This is a genomic window from Paenibacillus sp. FSL H8-0122 (assembly GCF_038005345.1).
Classification (GTDB): Bacteria; Bacillota; Bacilli; order Paenibacillales; family Paenibacillaceae; genus Paenibacillus_AQ.
Map to the genome: position 1 here is coordinate 1,961,410 of NZ_JBBOTB010000001.1, position 22,379 is coordinate 1,983,788.

14 protein-coding genes are annotated in these 22,379 nt (G+C 54.3%); all 14 read left to right on the forward strand.

Features of this window, described 5'->3' with window-relative positions:
• Positions 1–89: 89 nt before the first annotated feature.
• The 14 genes from leuC (at position 90) to NSS64_RS08575 (ending at position 22,235) form a co-directional block, all read left to right on the forward strand.
• Positions 90–1,514, forward strand: coding sequence for a 3-isopropylmalate dehydratase large subunit (gene leuC, locus NSS64_RS08510; RefSeq protein ID WP_036727197.1), 1,425 nt, complete (start codon positions 90–92; stop codon positions 1,512–1,514).
• A 29-nt stretch (positions 1,515–1,543) separates the two neighbouring features.
• Positions 1,544–2,146 (forward strand): 3-isopropylmalate dehydratase small subunit, encoded by a 603-nt coding sequence (gene leuD / locus NSS64_RS08515; RefSeq protein ID WP_076079215.1) that lies wholly within the window; start codon positions 1,544–1,546, stop codon positions 2,144–2,146.
• A 190-nt stretch (positions 2,147–2,336) separates the two neighbouring features.
• Positions 2,337–3,914, forward strand: coding sequence for an N-acetylmuramoyl-L-alanine amidase (locus tag NSS64_RS08520; protein ID WP_341139825.1), 1,578 nt, complete (start codon positions 2,337–2,339; stop codon positions 3,912–3,914).
• A gap of 199 nt (positions 3,915–4,113) precedes the next feature.
• Positions 4,114–5,553, forward strand: coding sequence for an N-acetylmuramoyl-L-alanine amidase family protein (locus NSS64_RS08525; protein ID WP_341139826.1), 1,440 nt, complete (start codon positions 4,114–4,116; stop codon positions 5,551–5,553).
• Positions 5,554–5,658: 105 nt separating this feature from the next.
• Positions 5,659–6,327, forward strand: a complete 669-nt coding sequence (locus tag NSS64_RS08530) for a GerMN domain-containing protein (protein ID WP_341139827.1) — start codon at positions 5,659–5,661, stop codon at positions 6,325–6,327.
• A 21-nt stretch (positions 6,328–6,348) separates the two neighbouring features.
• Positions 6,349–9,165 (forward strand): S-layer homology domain-containing protein, encoded by a 2,817-nt coding sequence (locus NSS64_RS08535; RefSeq protein ID WP_341139828.1) that lies wholly within the window; start codon positions 6,349–6,351, stop codon positions 9,163–9,165.
• Between the two features lie 212 nt (positions 9,166–9,377).
• Entirely contained in the window at positions 9,378–10,085 is a 708-nt protein-coding gene (gene nth, locus NSS64_RS08540) for an endonuclease III (RefSeq protein WP_036697993.1), read from the forward strand.
• 2 nt (positions 10,086–10,087) lie between these two features.
• Positions 10,088–10,354, forward strand: coding sequence for a hypothetical protein (locus NSS64_RS08545; protein WP_036697991.1), 267 nt, complete (start codon positions 10,088–10,090; stop codon positions 10,352–10,354).
• A 701-nt stretch (positions 10,355–11,055) separates the two neighbouring features.
• The gene (locus NSS64_RS08550) at positions 11,056–14,721 is read left to right on the forward strand and encodes a dynamin family protein (protein WP_341139829.1); all 3,666 of its coding nucleotides are present in this window, start codon (positions 11,056–11,058) and stop codon (positions 14,719–14,721) included.
• A 621-nt stretch (positions 14,722–15,342) separates the two neighbouring features.
• Positions 15,343–16,533, forward strand: coding sequence for a formate-dependent phosphoribosylglycinamide formyltransferase (purT, locus tag NSS64_RS08555; RefSeq protein ID WP_341139830.1), 1,191 nt, complete (start codon positions 15,343–15,345; stop codon positions 16,531–16,533).
• On the forward strand, positions 16,523–16,987 hold the full coding sequence (locus tag NSS64_RS08560; RefSeq protein WP_076079220.1) for a GNAT family N-acetyltransferase: 465 nt from the start codon (positions 16,523–16,525) through the stop codon (positions 16,985–16,987). The genes purT and NSS64_RS08560 overlap by 11 nt, the downstream gene beginning before the upstream one ends.
• A 750-nt stretch (positions 16,988–17,737) precedes the next feature.
• Positions 17,738–19,387 (forward strand): response regulator, encoded by a 1,650-nt coding sequence (locus tag NSS64_RS08565; RefSeq protein WP_341139831.1) that lies wholly within the window; start codon positions 17,738–17,740, stop codon positions 19,385–19,387.
• Between the two features lie 2 nt (positions 19,388–19,389).
• Positions 19,390–21,216 (forward strand): sensor histidine kinase, encoded by a 1,827-nt coding sequence (locus NSS64_RS08570; RefSeq protein WP_340993460.1) that lies wholly within the window; start codon positions 19,390–19,392, stop codon positions 21,214–21,216.
• Positions 21,213–22,235 carry a substrate-binding domain-containing protein gene (locus NSS64_RS08575; protein ID WP_341139832.1) on the forward strand — a complete coding sequence of 341 codons (1,023 nt, stop codon included), beginning with the start codon at positions 21,213–21,215 and terminating at the stop codon, positions 22,233–22,235. The genes NSS64_RS08570 and NSS64_RS08575 overlap by 4 nt, the downstream gene beginning before the upstream one ends.
• Positions 22,236–22,379: the final 144 nt, after the last annotated feature.

Consider the following 22,379-nt stretch of genomic DNA (forward strand, 5'->3'; position numbering starts at 1 on the left):
TAAACGTGGCGATGTTATATTTAGAACATTCAAGAGAGACTCCACGCTCTCGTCAATAGGAACGATTCTACTATTATGAGGTGAAATTCATGGGCAACAAGACAATGTTTGAGAAGATTTGGGATAATCACGTTATTCATCAGGAAGAAGGCAAGCCGAGCATTATTTATATCGATTTGCATCTCGTTCATGAGGTTACTTCTCCGCAGGCGTTTGAAGGGCTGCGTCTGAGCGGCCGTAAAGTCCGCCGTCCGGGACTTACCTTTGCGACAATGGATCATAACGTGCCTACCAAGGACCGTTACAATATTACCGATCCGATCTCCAAGCAGCAGATTGATACGCTCTCGCAGAACTGCCGTGATTTCGGCGTAAGATTGTTTGACCTGAATGATATTGACCAAGGTGTCGTTCACGTCATGGGACCTGAGATTGGACTGACCCATCCCGGCAAGACGATTGTCTGCGGGGACAGCCATACCTCCACACACGGAGCCTTCGGTGCACTGGCCTTCGGGATCGGCACCAGCGAAGTGGAGCATGTGCTTGCAACCCAGTGTCTGCAGCAATCCAAGGCCAAGACCATGGAAGTGCGCTTCACCGGCAAACGTAATCCGGGTGTGACTGCCAAAGACATGATTCTCGGCGTAATTGCCAAATACGGAACGGACTTTGCAACTGGCTATGTTATCGAATATACCGGCGAAGCTATCCGTGAGCTGTCGATGGAAGAGCGCATGACCGTCTGCAACATGTCGATTGAAGGCGGAGCAAGAGCGGGCCTGATCGCACCGGACGAGACAACCTTCAACTATCTGCGCGGACGTCAATATGTGCCGCAGGGTGAAGCGTACGATGCCGCCGTTGAGACCTGGAAGGGCCTTGTTAGTGATGAAGGCGCCCAGTATGATACTGTGGTCGAATTCGATGTAGAGACACTTATCCCGCAGGTTACCTGGGGAACTAGCCCTGGTATGGGAACGGATATCAACTCCACCGTACCGAACCCTGCTGATTTCACTACCGAGAATGAACGCAAAGCAGCCGAGAAGGCGCTTGAATATATGGATCTGGCTCCCGGTACACCGATCTCCGAGATCGGAATTGATTATGTTTTCATCGGCTCCTGCACCAACGGCCGGATTGAGGATCTGCGGGCTGCAGCTGAAGTAGCCAAAGGCTATAAGGTATCTGACAAAGTTACAGCTATTGTTGTGCCAGGCTCCGGGCGCGTGAAGATGCAGGCCGAGAAGGAAGGTCTGGACAAAGTCTTCACCGAAGCTGGATTTGAATGGCGTGAAGCCGGCTGCAGTATGTGCCTGGCGATGAATCCGGATGTTCTGCAGCCGGGCCAGCGCTGCGCTTCTACTTCTAACCGTAACTTCGAAGGACGTCAGGGACGCGGCGGACGCACGCATCTGGTCTCTCCTGCCATGGCGGCTGCGGCAGCCATCAAAGGACGCTTCACGGATGTGCGTGACTGGAACTACAAGACGGAAGCCGTCAACTCATAGAATAATTGAGAGAGCAGGAGGATTCAGCAATGGAAGAATTCAAGAAGTTAACAGGAATTGTAGCCCCGGTAGACCGGGTTAATGTAGATACGGACGCGATTATCCCCAAGCAGTTCCTGAAACGGATCGAGCGCACAGGCTTTGGACAATTTTTATTTTACGAATGGCGTTTTGATGAAGCAGGGAATGACAATCCGGCATTCGAGATGAACAAACCGCGTTATGAGGGAGCCTCTGTGCTGATCTCCCGTGCGAATTTCGGCTGCGGCTCCTCCCGGGAGCATGCGCCTTGGGCCATCATGGATTACGGGTTCAGAGTGGTCATAGCGCCATCCTATGCCGACATTTTCTATAACAACTGCTTCAAGAACGGCATTCTGCCGATCAAGCTCTCAGAGGCCCAGGTAGACGATCTGTTCAGCCGCACAGCAGAGCATGAGGGTTACACGCTTACAGTGGATCTGGAGAACAACAAGCTGAGTGATGAGTATGGTCTGGCCATCACCTTTGAGCTGGATGAGCACCGCCGCCAGTTCCTGCTGCAGGGGCTGGACGATATCGGCCTGACGCTTCAGCATGCTGATGAGATTGCCGCTTATGAAGAGCGTCATGCGGCCAAGCTTTTTGCCTAAGTGATAAGATAAGTTAACGGCTGAAGCGTATTTGTTCTTATATTTACACAAAACTTCTATTTCCGGGTGTCGGAAATAGAAGTTTTTTTGCTATAATCGAGATATTATTGCCTGCGAAGGCAACTTTTGGGGATTATTGTCGTCTTAATCTTATCTGCAAATCTATCAATGGACCAAAGGAGAGGAAAGGATGAAGAAAGCCGGACAACGGGTGTTGCTTCTACTGCTGCTGCCACTGCTCCTCCTGTCATTCGCCGGCCACAAAGCTGCGGCAGCCGGAACAACCCCCGGTAAGATCGTGATGGACAGCAAGGAGCTTGCACTGCCCAAGGGGGTAATCCTCGAGAATGTGAATGGAAGCGTTATGATTCCGATCCGTGTAGTAGTGGAGAATCTGGGCTTCGAAGTGCTGTGGGAACAGAGCAGCCGCAAGGTAACTGTCCAGCAGGACGGCAAATCCGTACAGCTTGCAGTCGGCAGCACCACCGCACAAGCCGATGGGGTAAACCTGACGCTCAATGCCGCGCCCAAGCAGAACGGCGGGACGGTATTAGTGCCAATCCGCTTTGTCGGCGAGCAATTCGGTCTTAGCGTCGGGTGGGACAATACGGATAAGACGGTGTACTTGAGCGGAGGGATAACGGAGACAGCGCCAATCGCTTCAGATCCGCTGCCGTCTGCTACTCCGGTTCCATCAGCATCAACAGAAGCACCTCCAGCGGCGGTTCCGAGTCCTTCACCGACCAATCCGCCTCAGAGCGGCACAGAGACTCTGGAGGAATTGGACGGAAGCGTTATAGCTACTCCGACTCCGCCAGCTACATCCCCAGTAGTGAAAGGGGCGGTATTCAGCGAGAACCGGCTGATTGTAGCCGCTGCCGGAGGAGCCAAGGCTACGGTTACGAGAGTTACCGGACCCGACCGGATTGTAGTGGATTTTGCCGGAGCGGCATTTGCCCCTGATTTCAGCGGGAGCTTCCCGGGCGTATCTACTGGAGGAAGTCCGCAGGGCAAGCTGGATGTGAGCGGCTACCCGCTTGTAACTGAAATACGTTATGCATTGTTCAGTACGAATCCCCCGACGGTCAGGTTCGTAATCCAGACTACGGGCTACCAGAATTATCAGGTAAGTACAGATGAGAGTACAGGACTAGTCACAATCGATCTCAATGCAACGGGCAGCGAAACGGGGGCACCCGTGAATCCGGGATTCACCGGAAGACCGATTATTGCGCTTGATGCCGGACACGGGGGGAAGCAATCGGGTGCGGTTAGTCTTACAGGCAAGCTGGAAAAGACCTTCAATCTCGCGGTCATCCTGAAAGCCGGAGCTATTCTGACGCAGGAAGGCTGGGCTGATGTCGTCTACACCCGTACATCGGATATTACATTGGGTCTTCAGGATCGTGTGAAGATTGCCCAAGCGGCGAATGCTACGCTGTTCGTATCCCTTCATGCGAATTCACTGGATGTATCCTATCCGAACCGGAGCAAAGTTAACGGAAGTGAAACGTACTATAGCCGCAGTGAGAGCCTGCCGCTTGCCGAAATTATGCAAAAGCATCTGGTAGCGGGAACCGGCTTTAAAGACAACGGCGTCCGCTCGAAGAGTCTGCATGTTACCCGGGAGACCCGGATGCCTGCGGTTCTGCTGGAGGCGGGGTATCTGACCAATGCGGGGGATGAAGCAGGCCTGTATAGTGAACAGCTGCAGAATAATCTGGCCCGCGAAATCGTAGCTGGAATTAAGGAATATCTTGGTTTGTAACACTGCATCAGCGGAGTTGTCTGTAACCGCACTACATACCTTTTAGCTATAGGGAATACACAGACATTTCCACTTTGGTTGGGATTTATTCGCAACTTTTAAGTTCTAAAGGCGTCTACACTATGTCGAAGGTTGTCAGTTGGCATGCCATCAAGAACGCTCGATTGGGGGCGGAATACTAGAGTCTTAGAGGTGAAGAATGAAGAAATTTGCTTTTATGCTGTTGCTGCTGCTCTTTGTTGTGGTGCTGCCAGGGCATGGACAAGCCGCTGCTGGCCAGAACAAGATCTTCCTGGATGGCCAGGAACTGAATGCAGGACAAGACGTTCCGGTGGAAAATGTAAATAACTCCATCATGGTGCCGCTAAGAATGATCGCTGAGAACCTTGGATACAAGGTGGATTGGAATCAGACAAGCAAGACCATCAAGATTGAACAGCAGGGAAAGACCATTCAGCTGATCGTAGATCAGGCTGCGGCATCCGTCGATGGCAAGACGGTAATGATGTCAACGGCCCCTCTCCTGCGGAACGGCACGACGCTCGTACCGATCCGGTTCATTGGTGAGCAGTTCGGACTTACGGTCAAATGGGATAACACGAAGAAGGTTGTAGATCTTATTACCCCGCCCGTTTCCGACCCTAACATTGACCCGGGACAAAGTAATGGAGACGGAGGGACGGTTGTAGTGCCGCCGGGAGAACCCTCAAGCAGCTTGAGCATGATCAACGGCATCAGCTTCAATGAGAACCGGTTCACGATTGCCATAGACGGCAATGCCGAGCCTAAAGTCTCTAAGATCAGCGGTCCGGACCGAATCATCGTTGATCTGCCGAATGCCACGTTCTCGGATATATTCGGAACAGGACAAATACTTGATCCTGACCTGAACGGGAACCTGACAGTTACGGATTATCCGGATGTCTCCGGTATCCGCTATTCGCTGTATAGCACTAATCCTTATACTGTCCGATTTGTAATTGATCTTAATACCCCCAAAAATTATAGCGTAGAGGTATCGGGGGATTCCTCCAAGCTCATTGTCATTGATTTGAACGCACAGGCTCCAGGCGACACTTCAACGCAGCTCGGCAACAGCGGGCGTAAGCTGGTTGTGCTCGATGCCGGACATGGCGCGAAGGATTCAGGGGCTGTAGGCGTTACCGGCAAATATGAGAAGAATTTCAACCTGGCTGTGATTCTGAAGGCGGCTGCACTGCTGAGGCAGGAGAACAAGATTGACGTGGTGCTGACGCGCAGCGATGATACCTTCCTGGAACTGAAGGAAAGGGCGGCAATGGCCAATAACCTCGGTGCAGATTTGTTCATATCCGTTCATGCCAACAGCAGCGGATCAGCGGCTGCGAGCGGAACGGAGACCTACTATCAGCGCGGGGACAGCAAGGCCTTGGCGAATGTGATGCACAAGTATCTTGTGCAGGCGACCGGGCTTAGCAACAGGGGAGTGCGTTACGGCAACTTCCATGTGATACGCGAGACGAAGATGCCTGCGGTACTGCTTGAAGTGGGCTATCTCAGCAATAAGAAAGACGAGGCTCTGCTGTTCACTGAAGCACTGCAGAACAATGTAGCCGCATCGATGGTCAGCGGAATTAAAGAGTATCTCGGGATTCAATAACAACGGGCGGCAGCAGGGGCCGCAGAGTCGGATAAAGACCCTATATTGCGGTCAAAAGGACTTTGCGGTCCCTCCTGCCCATATTCATCTGAGGGGGTTAATCAAATGAACAAGAAATTGACATATGCAGGGATCGCTGCGCTGCTGCTTCTCGTAATTTCGGGCTGCGGCGATAAACCTACTGCTGCACCGGCCGATGCGTCCGGTCAGGATTCAACCTCGGTATCCAGCGGCGCTGAAGGAAACAATGCCGGGAATGACAGTCCCGCTAGTCCTGCTAGTTCCACTGCCACACCGGCAGCTACAAGCACGCCTGAGCCTGCAGCAACGGTCACTCCGGCAGCTACGGAGGCACCGGCAGTGCCTGAGAAGCAGAGCCTTAAGATCAAGACGTATTATACAGACCTGCAACAGAACGACCTGGTTCCTGCTGATGTCTCCATCACCTTCAAGGATGCGGTGGAGAAATATACGGAAGCCTTCAAAACACTCCAGAAGAGCGATAAGGCTGACCAGATTCCGCTGTGGAACAAGATTGAACTGAAATCACTTGAGTTCTCCAATGGACAGATTGTGATGGATATTCATAAGCCGGACGAGGCACAGCTTGGCGCAGGCGGCGAGGCTCTGGCAATCGGGGCATTGTCCCAGATGTTCTTCCAGTTCGATGAAGTGAAGAATATCGATGTGCTGGTAGACGGAGAACAGGTGGAGAGTCTGATGGGGCATGTGGATCTTGTACATCCCATCACCCGCGAGAACAACGGATTGTAGCATTAGGCAGGAATAAGCCGGATGGCTAACGAAATTAACAACATAGAAATCCAGATAAGCCATAGAGAGGGGAATATCGAATTGTCCGGTCCAAAACGATTAAAGCGTACGGTTCAATCTTATTCTGTAAAAGCGGTATCTGCCGTTCTGGCCGGTGCGATGGTGCTTGGCGGGGCAGGGGCTGCCTTTGCCGACAACGCTTCAACCGGGGCAACCGTTGCTGCAGCGGCTTCGCAGACGGCTGCAACTGGTTCAGGGATCTTCAGTGATGTCAAGACGGGGTTCTGGGCCGAAAAGCATATTTATAAGCTGGCAACCCAGGGAATTGTGGTCGGCAATAACGGCCTGTTCCGTCCTGGCGATTCTGTGACCCAGCAGGAAGCGGTGCTGATGGCGCTGCGCTTCATGAAGCTGCAGGGAAATGTGAATACCAGTACCGAAGTTGCGCTGCCTAATGATTTTGTGGTTACGAACTATTATAAGCCATATGTAATCCTGGCCTTCCAGCAAGGACTGCTGGACAAGACCACGGAGATGGCTGCAGATAATCTAAAAAGCTCGTGGGGCGAGCGAAAGGCCAGCCGTGAATGGGTTGCTGAGCTGCTGATCCGTGCGCTTGGCCAGAGTGCATCCGCTTCTGCGGCTGCGGGCCGGCCGACAGGCTTTGCCGATGATGCCAAAGTGTCCGCGAACAAACGCGGCTATATTAACACAGCGGTGGAGCTGGGACTGGCTAACGGGCTGACCGGCAACCGCTTCGATCCGCAAGGCGCTGTGACCCGTGCACAGCTGGCTACCTTCTTCAGCCGTGCTGAAGCGCATAACAGCCTGGAATACGACAATACGTTCAAAGGAACAATAAGTGCTCTCAAGGACGGCAAGCTGGGATTGTACACTAACGGCAATACGCTGGAATTCACTCTGAATGCCAATACTGCCTACTACACCAGTGCCTCCGAGAATCGCATCACATTGAACGAGATCCAGCCCTATACCAAAGTAACTGTAATTGGAGCCACCTATAGCGCAGCATATGTGGAGCTGACAGACCCGGCAGTTCAGATTGAGCAGGCGGAAGGTGTGTTCACCAAGCATACGCCGGGTATCATCTGGGTCGATTCCGCGAACGGATATGATCAATATCCCTACGATTCAGGCACGGCCTTCCTGGATGTGAATGGAGCCGTTATTCAGCCTGCTTCGATCACCGCCGGCAGCAAGCTTACGCTGCTGCGTGAAACCTTCACCGGCTCCCGAAAGGTTGTGAAGGTGCAGGTCACTTCCGGTATTGTGAACAAGACGGCTAAAGGCACGGTTCAAAGCGTTGACACTGCTGCCAAGAGCATTACATTCAAGAATGCCGACGGCACAGTAGAAACCTTCAAATGGGAAGAAGGGACTACGCTGTTCAGCTCCCAGAGCTCTATTATTCAGCCCGCAGAGCTGAAAGCCGGTGCTGCTGTCTCGTATACCATCAAGGATAATGCGATCCGTTCTGTGGAAGTAACCTCGGGAGTGGAGCGCATAGTGAAGGGCTTCATCTATGAGCTGACAGATTCAACAATTGTCTATCAGAAGAGCGATGGCACCCGTGAGGTTAATCTGCTTGCTACTAATCCGGCCATTGTGATTCCGAATGCTGTGAGTCCGGTGATGGCTGACCTGATTGCTGACAAAACAGGCGGAGACAATGTGCAGCTTACGCTGAACAGCAATGATCAGGTGACCAAGATTGAGGTGCTCAGCCGCCAGATTGAACAGTACGCGGCTGCTACCGTTGTAGATTATAACGCCAAGACCCAGTACTTGACCTTCACGGACAACAACGGCAAGGCTCATGTGGTCAAAATGGACGAGAAAACAAAGATGTCGTACGGCGGCCTGCTTACCACTTCGCTGACCACCATGGGGTCCAGACTGGTTGAGAACCGCAAGATTGATGTGACCTCCATTAATGAGCGTGCAATGTCTGTTGAATTGACGACCAAATATTCCGGCACCCTGACGGCTATCAATACTTCGGCCAGAACGATTGTGTTCAAGCTGGGCAATGGACAATTGCTGACGATGTCTTATCCGCAGGCCATTGAAATGTTTGGCAAAAGCGGGGCAGTCATCACCGATGTTCCGCTCAATGTGCCGGTAACGGCAGTGCTTGCCAGCAATCAGGAGCTCATCTCCGTGCTGCGGGTGAACGGCTCGTCCCAGTTCGAGATTGCTACCATCAATGCGGGCACTAACAAAATGACCGTGAAGCTTGAGGGTGGCAGCAACAGCAGCGAGCTGAACCTGGTGAATGTGCCGCTTACCAACGAAGCAGGCCAGAAGATCGCGCTGACTGAGCTGAAGGCCGGAGATTTCGTGAATCTCAGCTTCGACGGTTCCACACCGCTGTCCCTGCAGTCGGTGAAACAGGTTGCCGGACAGGTAACGGCAGTGGATGCCGCAGCAGGTACGTTCACCGTGAAGGATTATACGGGAGCCTCCCAGCCTTTCGCTGCGGGCAGCGGAGTGAGAATCCTCCGGGACGGTGTTGCAACGAACGCCCTGAGCGGACTTACCACAGCAGACCGGGTATTGGTGCGTAAGGATGCCGGCGGTGTAGTGATCATCTCCGTGTTCAGTCAGTTGAACCGGACGTTCGCCCGTTATGAGAGCGCAACGAATGAAATATTGACCAAACGCGCCACGCTGACTGATAATTATACGTTTGGGCTTGCCCCAAATGTATATATTCATCAAGGTGACACGACTTTATCCGTGCAATCTCTCAAAGAAAATGATAATATTATAATGTATTTCAACAACGGCAAGGTTGTAGAAATTGTGAAACAATAATCGTTTTGGTGGTTTTCCGTGTGAAACACCGTCTTGATCCTTGGTTTAGCCTTGGATCAAGGCGTTTTTTTTGAAATATAAGGGCAGCAGGGTGTTCGCTTGAACGCTATGAAAGTATACGATATAATGTATCTTTGCTTATATTTCTTCAGATTTGAGAAGATATGCTGTAAGAGAACTTACAGTCATACCTGCTCCGTGGAGGGGACGCTATGAAAGCTGCAGAGGTCCGCCACATCCTGGACACTATCGGAGGCATGTTCCCTGATGCACATTGTGAGCTGAATCACAGCAACGCTTTTGAGCTTACTATAGCCGTGCTGCTCTCAGCCCAATGTACGGATGCAACAGTGAACAAGGTGACCGAGGACCTGTTTCAGAAGTACAAGGCTCCGATCGACTATATCTCAGTGCCGCTGGAAGAGCTGGAGCTGGATATCCGGCGGATTGGTCTATTCCGCAACAAGGCCAAGCATATTCAGAACCTCTGCGCAATCCTGATTGAGCAGTACGGGGGTGAAGTGCCGCAAGCCCATGATTTGCTGGTAACCCTGCCTGGTGTCGGACGCAAGACTGCCAATGTGGTCGTCTCTAATGCGTTTGGCGTTCCGGCGATTGCCGTGGATACTCATGTGGAACGGGTAGCCAAACGGCTCGCACTTGCGGGCTGGAAAGATTCCGTGCTGGAAGTGGAGAAGAAGCTGATGAAGGCGGTGCCGCGTGACGAATGGACGCTGACGCACCACCGGCTGATCTTTTTCGGGCGATATCACTGTAAGGCTCAGAATCCCGGGTGCCAGATCTGCCCGCTGCTGGATGTATGCCGGGAGGGCAAAAAACGTATGAAAACTGCTGTAATCAGGAAAGCTAAGGATCATACGAAAGCTAACCAAGAATTAGAGAAGAAGAGGATGGGATAGAGATGAAGTGCATTTCTGTATATACTGATAATTTTGAAGCGTTCTCTGATATTTTTGACCGCGTTGTGGACAGCCCGATGGAAGAGAACGAAGAGCAGGAAGTGGAAGGCATCACAATCAGCCATTCCGGCGATGTGCCTGAGTTCTACCTGGAGCGTATGTCCGCGAAGCCCGAGGTTGTCGTAATGAAAGACAAATCCCGTGGCCTGACCATTCTGCAGCACGGCAAAGTCTTTGAAATCCTGCTTCCCGTGCTGGAAACAGCTTAATTCGGTTGGAGTTGATTAGAGAGGTTGTCCCATAGCCATGCATTGGCTGCCGGGGCAGCCTCTTTTTTTTGTTGAATAGGAAACTTTCTTTAATTGGTTCGTAGAATGACTTTGATGCTGAATTATGATTGAAGGCTCAAGGTATGCTTAAAACCGAATATAATTGGCTGGTACAGCGGCTTATGACCAAATGTATGTGAAAACCCAGTACTTCTTAAAAAATTTAATACATTGTGCAGGAGCGGGGGGAGCGGTCCGAATGTATGTGAAAAACAGCATACAATTGCTGATGTGCGGGCGTGTGGGCCGAATGTATGTGGAAAATAACATATATTGTGCAACTACGGGGGTGAGCGGAGCAAATGTATGTGAAAAACAGTATACATTGTGCAACTACGGGGTGGACGGAGCAAATGTATGTGAAAAACAGCATACATTGTGTTCGCGCGAAGTAAATCTTATTCATCCGTTAGGATGATGTTGTTCCGAACCCATTGAAGTAGGATTTGCGGGCAGGATTAGAATGCCATTTGCGAAATCTTGTTTTTCGTGAAGGATTATAGCTGATTTTGTAAATGTGGACATTTGATTTGTGACGATCTGATGATAAAATATAATTGTTCTATTCTTGCAGTGAGATAAATCATACAAATGTAATAATAATGAAAGTAGCTATAGATTGCAGCGGAGGCGGGGATGTTGTGGGAGCAGAACGGGAAAGAGTGAAGCTGGTTACAGCGGGGTCATCAGCGCTTAGGCTGCTTGAGGAGCGGCTGAGGCAATGGGGAGAACAGAAGAGTGCGCAGATCGTAGCGGATCTAAAGGTCAAGGAGCAGGCGGATGAGCTGACACTCGCATTCTGCGGACATTTCTCGGCGGGGAAGTCGAGCATGATTAACAAGCTCTGCGGTAAGGCCGTGCTGCCTTCGGGTCCGGTTCCAACCAGCGCCAATATTGTATCGATCCGCAGCGGAGCGCCGCAGGTGCTGCTTCATCCGGTGGACGGAAGCACCGGAGGGAATCCCGGGGTAATCCAGACTACGCCTGACCGGCTTCAGGATTACTGCCGCCAGGGGACTGAATATTCAGCGATAGAGGTGTGGGAGGATGTCCCGGTGCTTGGGAATCACGGGGTGCTGATGGATACTCCCGGCGTAGATTCGACAGATGAGGGGCATCAGGCGGCGACCCGCTCGGCGCTGCATCTGGCGGATGCCGTGTTCTACGTGATGGATTACAATCATGTGCAGTCGGAGAATAATCTGGCGTTTGCCAAAAGCCTTAGCGACTGGGGCAAGCCGCTGTACCTGATCATCAATCAGATCGACAAGCACAGGGAGCAGGAAATTCCGCTGGAGGAATACCGGCAGCAAGTGGAAAGCGCTTTCCGGGAATGGGGGATTCATTCTGCGGGACTGTTGTTCACTTCGCTTAAGGTGGAGGAGCATCCGCTGAATCAGTGGAAGGATCTGCTGGCGGTGATCTCCGGTCTGCTGGAGCAGCGGCAGGAGCTGCTGGAGTACAGCTTGTCCCGCTCCATGCATCATACTGCGGATGCTGTTCTGGCGGATTATCGTGAGCAGCAGGAGGAGGAGCGGGCGGCGCTGCTGGAAGAGACAGGCGGTTCAGCGGCGGAAGCTGTGGAAGCAGAGATCCGGGCAACGATGCAGGAGGAAGCATCGCTGGAGGAGCTGCCTGAAGAGGCGCGGCTTGAGCTGCGCAGCAGGCTGGACGCCTTGCTCGGCAACACGAATCTGATGCCGGCTGATCTGCGGGACGCGGCGGGCGCATACATCGAGAGCCTCCAGCCGGGCTTCCGGCGCGGCCTGTTCTTCACCGCTGCGAAGCGGGAGAAGGAGCAGGGGGCGCGGCTGCTGCACTGGCACAGCCTTCAGCAGAGAGAGATCACTGCCCAGCTGGAGTGGCACACTCTCCAGCTCGTGCGCGAATGGGCGGAAGGCCTGGAGCTGTGGCAGGAGGAAGCGGAGCCTCTGCTGAAGCAGGCCTTCCCGGCGGTGAGCCAGCAGTGGCTGGCGGATCAGGTGAAGCCGGGTACCGGGGCTTCGGGCGAGGCGCTGCTTAATTTCTGCCGCACGCTTGCGGCAGAGGTTAAGGCGCAGTTCCGCCGCACGGTCCTGGCCTTCGGCGAGCCGCTGCTGGCTGCGCTGCCGCCGCTTGTGGAGGAGCGGCGCGCGGAGCTTGCGCGCCGCGAAGCTGCCCTGCGGCGGCAGGCTGCGGCCCACGCCGCGCTGGCCGCCCTGGACCGCGCGGCTGCTGCCCGCGCGGACGCCCTTGCGGCGCTGCTGCCGCCGCGCCGCCCCCTCACCCCCGGCGCGCTGCCGGGGGTGCCGCCCCTGGCGGCTGGCGCGCTCAGCGCCGCCAGCCCGGAACCGCCGCCGCTGCCACGCGCGGCGGCGGCAAGCCCTAGCGCCGCCCCGGCCTGGGCGGCGGGTACGGCAACGCCGGCGGGCGGGCGCCGCCGGCTGACGCAGGCCGCAGCGGCGCTGCACGCGGCGGCCGGGGTGCTGCGGAGCGAGCCGGCGATGGCCTCGGCTGCGCGCAGCCTGGCGGCGCGGGCGGAGGATCTCGCCGGCGGCCGCTTCACGATGGCGCTGTTCGGAGCGTTCAGCGCCGGCAAATCCTCCTTCGCCAACGCTCTGCTGGGTGAAGAGGTGCTGCCCGTGTCGCCGCATCCGGCAACGGCTGCCGTCGGGCGGATTCTGGCGCCGGAGGGCGGCTTCGCCCACGGGACGGCGGCCATCACCATGAAGCGGGCGGAGGAGGTCTGGGAGGACATCCTCCATTCCTTCAGCGTGCTGCAGCTGGCGCCGCCGCAGCACGAGTCGTGGACCGCAGCCGTGGCCCGGCTGCAGACCGGCGGGCTCCATCCGTCCGCGCTGCCGCATGCCGGCTTCCTGCGGGCAGCTGCCGCCGGATGGGAGGAATCCCGTCCGCTGCTCGGAACAGAGCGGACGGTCAGTCTGGCGGAATACCGCAGTCTGGTCGCAGACGAGAAGCGCGCTTGCTTTGTGCAGAGCACGGATCTGTATTATGACAGCCCGCTGACACGGAGCGGCATTGTATTAGTAGACACGCCAGGAGCGGATTCCTTGCATGCCCGGCACACCGGTGTAACCTTCGGTTACATGAAGAATGCCGATGCTATCTGCTTCGTGACCTACTATAACCACGCCTTCTCCAAGGCTGACCGCAGCCTGCTTGCCCAGCTGGGTAGAATCAAGGACAGCTTCGCGCTTGACAAAATGTTCTTCATCATCAACGCCGCAGACCTCGCAGCGGACGAGGTTGAGCTTGAAGAGGTGAAGCAGCATGTGGCGCAAAATCTGCGGGCCGGAGGCCTGACCTCGCCGCGGATCTACAGCGTGTCCAGCCTGCTTGCGCTGGAGGGCAAATCAAGCGGAGCGGTGGAGGCCTATGAGGCCTCGGGATTCGGCAGCTTTGAAGCCGCACTCTCCGCGTTCGCCGGTGATGAACTGCCGGGACTGTCTCTGGCAGCAGCCAGGGACAGCCTAAGCTCGGTGCGTGGGCGCGCCGAAGAATGGCAACGGCTGGCGCTGATGGAGGCAGACCAGCAGGAGGAGGGAATGAAGCAGTTCCGGCAGCGCCGGGAAGCCGCGAACTTGCGGCTGGCCGCACTTGCTAAGGAAGACCGCCCGCTCCGGGACCTGCGCCGTGAAGGTGCGGAGCTGCTCTATCATGTCCGGCAGCGGATTGCCTTTTCCTTCGGGCGTTCCTTCCAGGAGTCCTTCCATCCCTCTATTCTCCGGGAAGACGGAGGGAACCTGAAGGACATCTTCATCGCCTGCGGGCGGGAGCTGGAGCGCAGTATTCTGCGTGAACTGGAGCAGGAGCTGTGGGCAACGACCCTGCGTCTGGAGTCGGCAGGGCGCAGATTCGTGACCCAGGCGGCTACAGCGGCTGCAGCCGAGCTGTCCATCCCGGATCAGGAGCTTCAGCTGCTGGAGAATCCGGATGAGCGCTGGCCGGCACCGGCGAAGCTGGACTGTGTTCTGGCTCCTCTGGACTGGGCCGGACTGTGGAGCCGCTTCAAATCTCCGCGCCACTTCTTTGAGGGACCGGGCCGGGCAGAGATCCGCGCGGCTGCCGAGCCGTGGTTCAAAGAAGCGGTGGCTGCGGCGGCGCAAGGACAGGAGGACTCTCTGTTGACATTCTATACCGATGCAGCGGCAGCCGCCTTATCCCAGGCCGCAGATCAGCTGCGTGAAGGCCTGTCCGAACAGGAGGCAGCCATGTCGGCACTGCTGAAGGGAGGTGATGGTGCGGAGTATTGGGGCCGGATCGCCGAAGAATTACGGCTTCAGGAGCAGGCCTTCGCCGTTGTATAGGAACCTATAGTTTCCTCCTGTTGTGGCCAAGGTGTGCTAAATTTGTGATTAGGAGTTTTTTGAATGATGCATAGATTGACTTTGTGGCTGAAGACTCGCCGTGAGGAGCAGGAGTGTATCTGATCTCACCTAAAGGCGGAATGTATGTGAAAAACAGCATATATTGTGTTCTCAAGCAGGCGTGTGGCCCGAATGTATGTGAAAAACAGCATACATTGTGCTCTCAAGCAGGCGCGTGGCCCAAATGTATGTGAAAAACAGCATACATTGTGCTCTCAAACAGGCGCGTGGCCCGAATGTATGTGAAAAACAGCATACATTGTGCCGGAGCGCAGGTAATCCTATTCATCCGTTAGGATGAATTTGTTCAATGCACTTGATAACATATCCTTGTATTTCTCAATGAAATGGTGCCGCCCCCTAAAAGGGATAGTAAAACCGTTTTCACTTGTCTGTTGAACAGCCATCTGTGAAGTTTGTAGGAAAATGTCGAAGAACGCTTGCAATCTGGTGGATGATGGATGAAAATAAAGAAGACTGAAAATTTACAATCAAACTGCGACATTTTACAGAAACAGAGAAGTCAGCAGACAAATTTGCGAAAAGAGGTTGGAGTCGACAATGTGGGGAGCTCCTTTATCAGCCCGGAGTAAAAAGCTGCTGCTGCTCGGCAGCGGTGAACTGGGTAAGGAAGTCATTATCGAAGCTCAGCGCCTTGGCGTAGAGACCGTAGCTGTGGATCGTTATGAAGCGGCACCCGCGATGGGCGTCGCCCACCGCTCTTATGTACTGGACATGCTGGATGCAGAGGCACTGAAGCAGCTTATCCGTGCAGAGAAGCCCGATTTGATTGTACCGGAGATTGAAGCCATTGCTACCGGTGCGCTGGTGGAGCTGGAGGAAGAAGGATTCCTGGTTGTTCCTACTGCCCGTGCGGCACGGCTGACCATGGACCGCGAAGGCATCCGCCGTCTGGCGACAGAAGAGCTGGGCTTGCCTACAGCGGCTTACCGGTTCGCTGACAGTCTGGATGAACTGCGCCAGGCCGTGCAGGAGCTGGGAACGCCTTGTGTGATTAAGCCGATTATGAGCTCGTCCGGCAAAGGCCAGAGTGTGTGCAGAACACCTGAGGATGCGGAAGGCTGCTGGAATACGGCGCTTGAAGGCGCTCGTGCGAAGGGAACACGCGTCATCGTGGAGGCTTTTGTTACGTTTGAGAGCGAGATCACACTGCTTACCGTCCGTTCGGTTAGCGGAACCGTATTCTGTCCGCCGATCGGCCACATTCAGCAGGATGGGGATTATGTAGAGTCCTGGCAACCGCATCAGATGAGCGGGGCGCAGCTGGAAGAGGCTGAGGCCATCGCCCGGAAGGTTACCGATCAGCTTGGCGGTTATGGAATTTTTGGTGTGGAGCTGTTTCTCACCGCGGATGGGGTTCTGTTCAGTGAAGTGTCCCCCCGGCCGCATGACACAGGTATGGTTACAATGATTACGCAGGATTTGTCGGAATTTGCTCTGCATGTCAGAGCCATTCTTGGATTTCCGCTGGAAGCGGTACGTTTGTTGACACCGGGAGCTTCGGCCACCCTGAAGACTGATGGAGCCGGACAAGCTTTTGCGGTGACCGGGATTGAAGAGGCGCTGGCCCTTCCCCGCACGCAGGTCCGGATATTCGGCAAGCCGGAGATCCGCCCAGGACGGCGGATGGCAGTAACACTCAGTTCAGCGGAAGATATTGAAATCGCGCGGATGACGGCCAAGCAGGCTGCGTCTAAGCTACAAGTGGAGGTATACAAGGATGAACAGTAGTACTCAGGAGCAGGTACTGCAAATTCGCAAATGCGGCATGAATGATCTGGAGAGAGTGACAGCCCTTTTGCGTGAATTCGGCTATCCGACAACGCTTAGCGTGATGAAAGAGAGAATGGAAGGCATGGAGCATGATCCGTTCCACTGCACACTGGTCGCAGAGCTCAATAACGAAGTTGTGGGAATGATCGGTTTACGGCAGGTGAAGTCCTACTACAAGCATGCCGATTGTATTACGGAGATTACCGCGCTGATCGTAGCAGAGGAGCTTAGAGGACAAGGCCTTGGCAAAAGACTCGTAGCTGCAGCGGAAGAATGGGCACGCCATCAAGGCTGCTGCCAGCTGTTCCTGCGGAGCGGCAACCGCGTTGAACGTGCACCTGCACATGCGTTTTACCGCCATATCGGCTTTGAAAAGACAACAGGCTACCGCTTCAACAAAGCCCTGCTATAATCCTATACGTATACCGAACATCCCCATCCCGGCGTAATCGGGATGGTTTTTTTTTGGTGAAGGAAATAAGGTGCACTAATACCCCTGAATCCGCCGAACAAGTGCCTGCCGTGATCCCTCTGGTAGAGCATCAGACCTAAAGAAGTTAATTCAGTTCAACCATGCAGTGCTTTATGGCGTGTTGTTCCAAGTAGACATTCAGGGATAGTTGCAGAATGTACACTTAAAAACAGCGAAAAACAAGGCTTGCCTCTTCTAGCTGTAATCTGTACAACTAAATCTGCCCCAACGGGTGGAAACCAGGGAAAGCGGGATTTTAAGTGTACGAAATACAGCTAAACGTCTACTGGGGAGCAAACCAGACGTTTTAGTTGTACAAAATACAATTAAGCCCATCGACTATGAGTGGATACGGTACTCGGGGCGCTGCAACAAACGGTTTTCACTAATTTAAATCTGATGCTGTACTAGCTCCGCTGGCCCCTACTCTTCCCTCTCACTATTCGTATTTCCCAATAATCTTCTATTCGTATATCCCAATACTCTTCTATTCGTATATCCCAATACTCTTCGAATGCAAACAATATTTCCTTGCATAATATGTAGGCAGCCTATATAGTAAACTACCCTGCGTATGAGCTTAACCAGGAACGGGCTGCGGCCTTTTTAATATAACCATAGATCGGGCCTTTTGAATCAGCTATTATAGTTCTGTGAACCTCCATATCCTATGCCGAAGAGGGATGAAGCATGTACAAACTAATACTCGCCGAAGACGAGGAAGATGTAAGAGAAGGCATTATCGCCCAGATTGACTGGGAGCAGTACGGCTTCGAGGTCGTGGAGCAGGCTGAGAACGGGCGGGAGGCGGCGGATGCGATCGACCGGCTGCTGCCGGATGTGGTCGTTACCGATATCCAGATGCCCTTCATGAATGGCCTTCAGCTGGCGGAATGGATACGCAGCCGCCATCCGAATACGAAGATTATCATTCTGACCGGCTATGATGAATTCGAATACGCCCAGAAGGCAATTAAGCTGCAGATTGATGAATATATCCTGAAGCCTTTCTCGTCCCAGGAGCTGATTGATGTTCTGCTGAAGGTTCGCGCCACGATCGAGACCGAGATTGCCGAGAAGGAGAATGTGTTCGTGCTGAGCGAGCATTACCGCAAGAGCCTGCCGCTTCTGCGCGAGCAGTTCCTCTCTACCCTGGTGTCCCGCCGCCTGCATTCCGCAGAGATTGCTGAGAAAAGCACAGAGTACGGCATCCCCCTCACCGGTGAATGCTTCCAGTCCTCTGTGATCAGCATCGATTATATCCGCCCGGACCATTCTTCCGCCGTTCAAGCTCAGCGGCCCGTGTCCCTGCGGGATACCGGCGACCGTAATCTCCAGCTCTATGCTGTGCTGAACATCGCGGAGGAGATCTGCCAGAAGCATGGCTTCGGCAAGGTATTCATCCACCGGGATGATGTCGTGCTGCTCTCGGTCAGCCAGAGCCCGGAGGAGAGCGACATTACTTCCAGAACCTTCGCCATTCTCGAAGAGATCTGCCAGAATGTGCAGCGTTTCCTGAAGCTGACCGTAACTGCCGGGGCCGGAACCGTCTGCAAGGCACCGTCCATGCTGTTCCATTCCTTCGGGGATGCGCTGCAAGCGCTTGATTACCGGCTGATCCTCGGCAACAACCGGGTCATCTGGATTGAGGATGTGGAATCGCGGTCCAGCCGGATGCTGGACTATGATGAGCTGACCCAGCAGTCGCTGATCCGTACGATCAAGCTGGGCACCGTCCAGGAGCTGCGCGAAGTCGTGGACGAGCTGTTCCGGGGACTGGATACGGAGCAGGTCTCGGCGCAGGATTATCAGATTTTCCTGCTGGAGATCATCACCTCCATTCTGCGGGTGGCGAAGGAATCCGGGAGCGGGACGAATGATTTTATCGGACCCGGCCTGACCTCGCTTAGCGATATGAACAAATTCAACAACCTGGAAGAAGCCCGGCAGTGGATTATTACCGTATGCAGCCGGCTGATGGATTCCATTGCTTCGGAGCGCCAGTCGAGCTATAAGCAGCTCATTGACCAGGCTAAGGAATATATCCGCAGCCACTATGAAGAATCCGATATGTCCATCGGCAGGGTATGCCAGCATCTGCATATCAGCACAGGCTATTTCAGCAGCATTTTCAAAAAAGAAATGAAGATGACCTTCGTCAGCTATCTGCTGCAGATCCGGCTGGAGGCCGCGAAGGAGCTGCTGCGTTCCACCGAGCTGAAGGCGTTCGAGATCGCCGAGCGGATCGGCTTTGCCGACCCGAACTATTTCAGCTTCTGCTTCCGCAAGAAATACGGACAATCCCCCAAAGAGTATAAGAACAGCGCGCGGGGAGAATAGCCATGAACAAGCCGAGGGGTTATTTTTTCCCGCTGCGGCCGGGGTCCCGCAAGAGCGGCAGGCTGCGCCTGTCCTCGAAGCTGCGGAGCATCCAGCTGATCATCACGCTGACGTTCATGGCGGTGACTGCGGCGGTGGCCGTAATCGTTAGTATTATGCTGTACGGCAAGTTCGCCAACACGGCCGAGGAGAATGCCAATCTCAACATGCAGCAGATCATCGAGCAGGTGAACTATAACCTGGAGCTGTATGTGAAGGGGATGGGCAGTATTTTTGCGACCGCCGAGAAGCAGATTACCTCTACGCCCTCCATCGATTCCCCGCTGCTCTATGAACGGATGGATACCCTGATGAGCAGCCGCGAGGATCTGGTGTCCGTGGCTGTTTTTACACCGCAGGGGAAGTATGTGGTGGGGACGCCGGGGCAGACGATGCGCATGAACACGGGGCTTGAGAGCCAGAGCTGGTTCACCACAGCCAAGCGTACCTCCGAGATCTCCTATTCCGCCCCGCATATCCAGAATCTGTTCAAGGGCAGGTATACCTGGGTAGTCTCCATCTCCAAGCTGATTCAATACAGGGAGAACGGGGAGCTGAGAACCGGTGTGCTGCTGCTGGACTTCAACTTCAGAACGATTGACGAACTCAGCAAGCAGGTCAAGCTGGGCAAAAGAGGCTACGCCTACATCCTCGACCCGCTCGGCAATATCGTCTACCATCCGCAGCAGCAGCTCATCTACGCCGGGCTGAAGTATGAGAATGTGGAGCCGGTGCTGGAATACGCCTACCGCAGCTACTTGGACGAATCGACCGGGGAGAAGCGGTTTATCACCGTACGCACGCTGGCGCAGACCGGCTGGAAGATTGTCGGGGTGGCCTATTACGATGAGATTGTCACCACCAAGCGGGATCTCAATCAGTTCCTGGCGTGGTTTCTTGCGGTTGTTCTCGTCTGTGTTATTGCGGTGTCTGTCTTCCTGTCCTGGCTGATTGCCAGCCCGATCCGCAAGCTGGAGCGTACCGTGAAGCAGGTGGCGGAGGGCGATCTGAATACGCCGATTAACGTCAGCGGAGCCTATGAGGTAGAACAGCTGTCGAGGCGCTTCAACATGATGCTCCAGCGTATCCGCCAGCTGATGGAGCAGATCATATATGAGCAGGAGACGAAGCGGAAGGGCGAGCTTGAGGTGCTGCAATCGCAGATTAACCCGCATTTTCTGTACAATACGCTGAATTCGGTCATCCGGCTGGCAGAACGCGGCAAAACGGATGAAGTCGTCACCATGATCCAGTCGCTCTCCAGATTCTTCCGCATCAGCCTCAGCAAAGGGAAGAATATTATCACCATCCAGGAAGAGCTGGACCACATCCGCCATTACCTGGTGATTCAGAGCTTCCGCTTCAAGAATAAATTCCGTTATGAGATCACGGCGCAGGAGGAGGTCCTGGAGTGCCAGACGATCAAGCTGATTCTGCAGCCTATCGTGGAGAACGCGCTCTATCACGGGATTGAAATGCTGCCGGACGAGGGGCTGATCTCGATCACCGCCGGGCTTCAGGACGGGCTAATCCTCATCAGGGTCAGCGACAACGGCCTCGGGATGTCCAGGGAGACGGTGAACGGCATTCTAAGCGGAAGCGTCAAAAGCACCAGCGGATCAGGGGTCGGTGTCCGGAATGTGCACGAACGGATCGGCCTGTATTACGGGCGGGAGTACGGGCTTGCTTTTCAGAGTGAGCTGGAAGAGGGGACGGTTGTGACGATTGTGTTCCCGGCTCTCCCGGCGGGAGAGGCTATGGATAAGCAGAAGGAGGAGACGAACCTGTGAAAAGCCTGCGTGTATGGCTCACCGTGCTGCTGTGCGGCGTGCTGTGGATCTCTGTATCTTCTTGCTTTAACGCCTCGCCAGCTTATATCAGCACCAGCAAGACGCGGAATATCCACCTGATTGTCAAGATGAACAAAGGGGATTACTGGAACACCCTGAAGCTCGGAGCAGAGGCTGCGGCGAAGGAATTCAATGTCAATCTGACCTTCAAGGCGCCCGATTCGGAGAGTGATATTGAGGAGCAGGTCGTCATGGTGGAGGAGTCCATTAAGGAGAAGGCGGATGTGATTATTCTCGCGGCCAGCAGCTATATGGGACTGGCGCAGGTCGTGGATCAGGCGGCGTATTCCCGAATTCCGGTGATTTCAGTCGATGCGGAGGTCGGCTCTGCCAAGGTTCGGACTTACGTGGGGTCGAACGGGTACGAGGCCGGACAGAAGTCCGCCGAACGGCTGATTCAGCTGCTGGGGGGCTATGGCGAGATCGGGATCATTAACTTCACCAATTCGTCGCTTACCCCGGACTCCGGCAAGACGGGCAGCATCGACTATGGTGCGCGGGATGCTGATGAGCGGGAAAAGGGTTTTCTGAACTATGCCGCCCGCTTCCCTAACGTTAAGGTCGTACCGATCGCCTACACCTCCTCCAGCACCTCCGACGCCGAAAATCTGACCCGCGAGATGCTGAACAAGTACCCCGGGCTGCGCGGTATTGCCACTTTGAATGAAATTGCTTCACAGGGCGCGGCCAGGGTGATTCAGGGTCTGGAGAGGGATAGTGTGAAAATGATTGCTTTTGACAGCTCGCCCTCCATGATGGAATCGCTCCAGGATGGCACTGTGCAGGCGACCGTCATCCAGAATCCGTTCAGCAACGGGTATCTGGCGGTGAAATATGCCGTGGAGGCGCTCGAAGGCATGGATATTCCCGAACGCGTGGACACCGGCACCAAGCTCATCGATCTGGAGAATATGCTGTGGCCGGAGAATCAGAAGCTGTTGTTCCCGTTTGTAAGGTAGCAGAAATTTAAGAATTAAACATTAGAATTTTCATGGAAATGAGTAGGATTTTATATTCGCAACCGTTTTCACGTAGGGCATAATAAGGATGTACCCGGGACACACCGGGATCATCCCAAATAAAGAAATATCCTCAGGAGGTCA

Bases quoted from the DNA above. Each gene is read 5' to 3' on its own strand.
- leuC (WP_036727197.1), top strand. From the start codon at position 90: ATGGGCAACAAGACAATGTTTGAGAAGATTTGGGATAATCACGTTATT.
- leuD (WP_076079215.1), top strand. From the start codon at position 1,544: ATGGAAGAATTCAAGAAGTTAACAGGAATTGTAGCCCCGGTAGACCGG.
- NSS64_RS08520 (WP_341139825.1), top strand. From the start codon at position 2,337: ATGAAGAAAGCCGGACAACGGGTGTTGCTTCTACTGCTGCTGCCACTG.
- NSS64_RS08525 (WP_341139826.1), top strand. From the start codon at position 4,114: ATGAAGAAATTTGCTTTTATGCTGTTGCTGCTGCTCTTTGTTGTGGTG.
- NSS64_RS08530 (WP_341139827.1), top strand. From the start codon at position 5,659: ATGAACAAGAAATTGACATATGCAGGGATCGCTGCGCTGCTGCTTCTC.
- NSS64_RS08535 (WP_341139828.1), top strand. From the start codon at position 6,349: ATGGCTAACGAAATTAACAACATAGAAATCCAGATAAGCCATAGAGAG.
- nth (WP_036697993.1), top strand. From the start codon at position 9,378: ATGAAAGCTGCAGAGGTCCGCCACATCCTGGACACTATCGGAGGCATG.
- NSS64_RS08545 (WP_036697991.1), top strand. From the start codon at position 10,088: ATGAAGTGCATTTCTGTATATACTGATAATTTTGAAGCGTTCTCTGAT.
- purT (WP_341139830.1), top strand. From the start codon at position 15,343: ATGTGGGGAGCTCCTTTATCAGCCCGGAGTAAAAAGCTGCTGCTGCTC.
- NSS64_RS08560 (WP_076079220.1), top strand. From the start codon at position 16,523: ATGAACAGTAGTACTCAGGAGCAGGTACTGCAAATTCGCAAATGCGGC.
- NSS64_RS08565 (WP_341139831.1), top strand. From the start codon at position 17,738: ATGTACAAACTAATACTCGCCGAAGACGAGGAAGATGTAAGAGAAGGC.
- NSS64_RS08570 (WP_340993460.1), top strand. From the start codon at position 19,390: ATGAACAAGCCGAGGGGTTATTTTTTCCCGCTGCGGCCGGGGTCCCGC.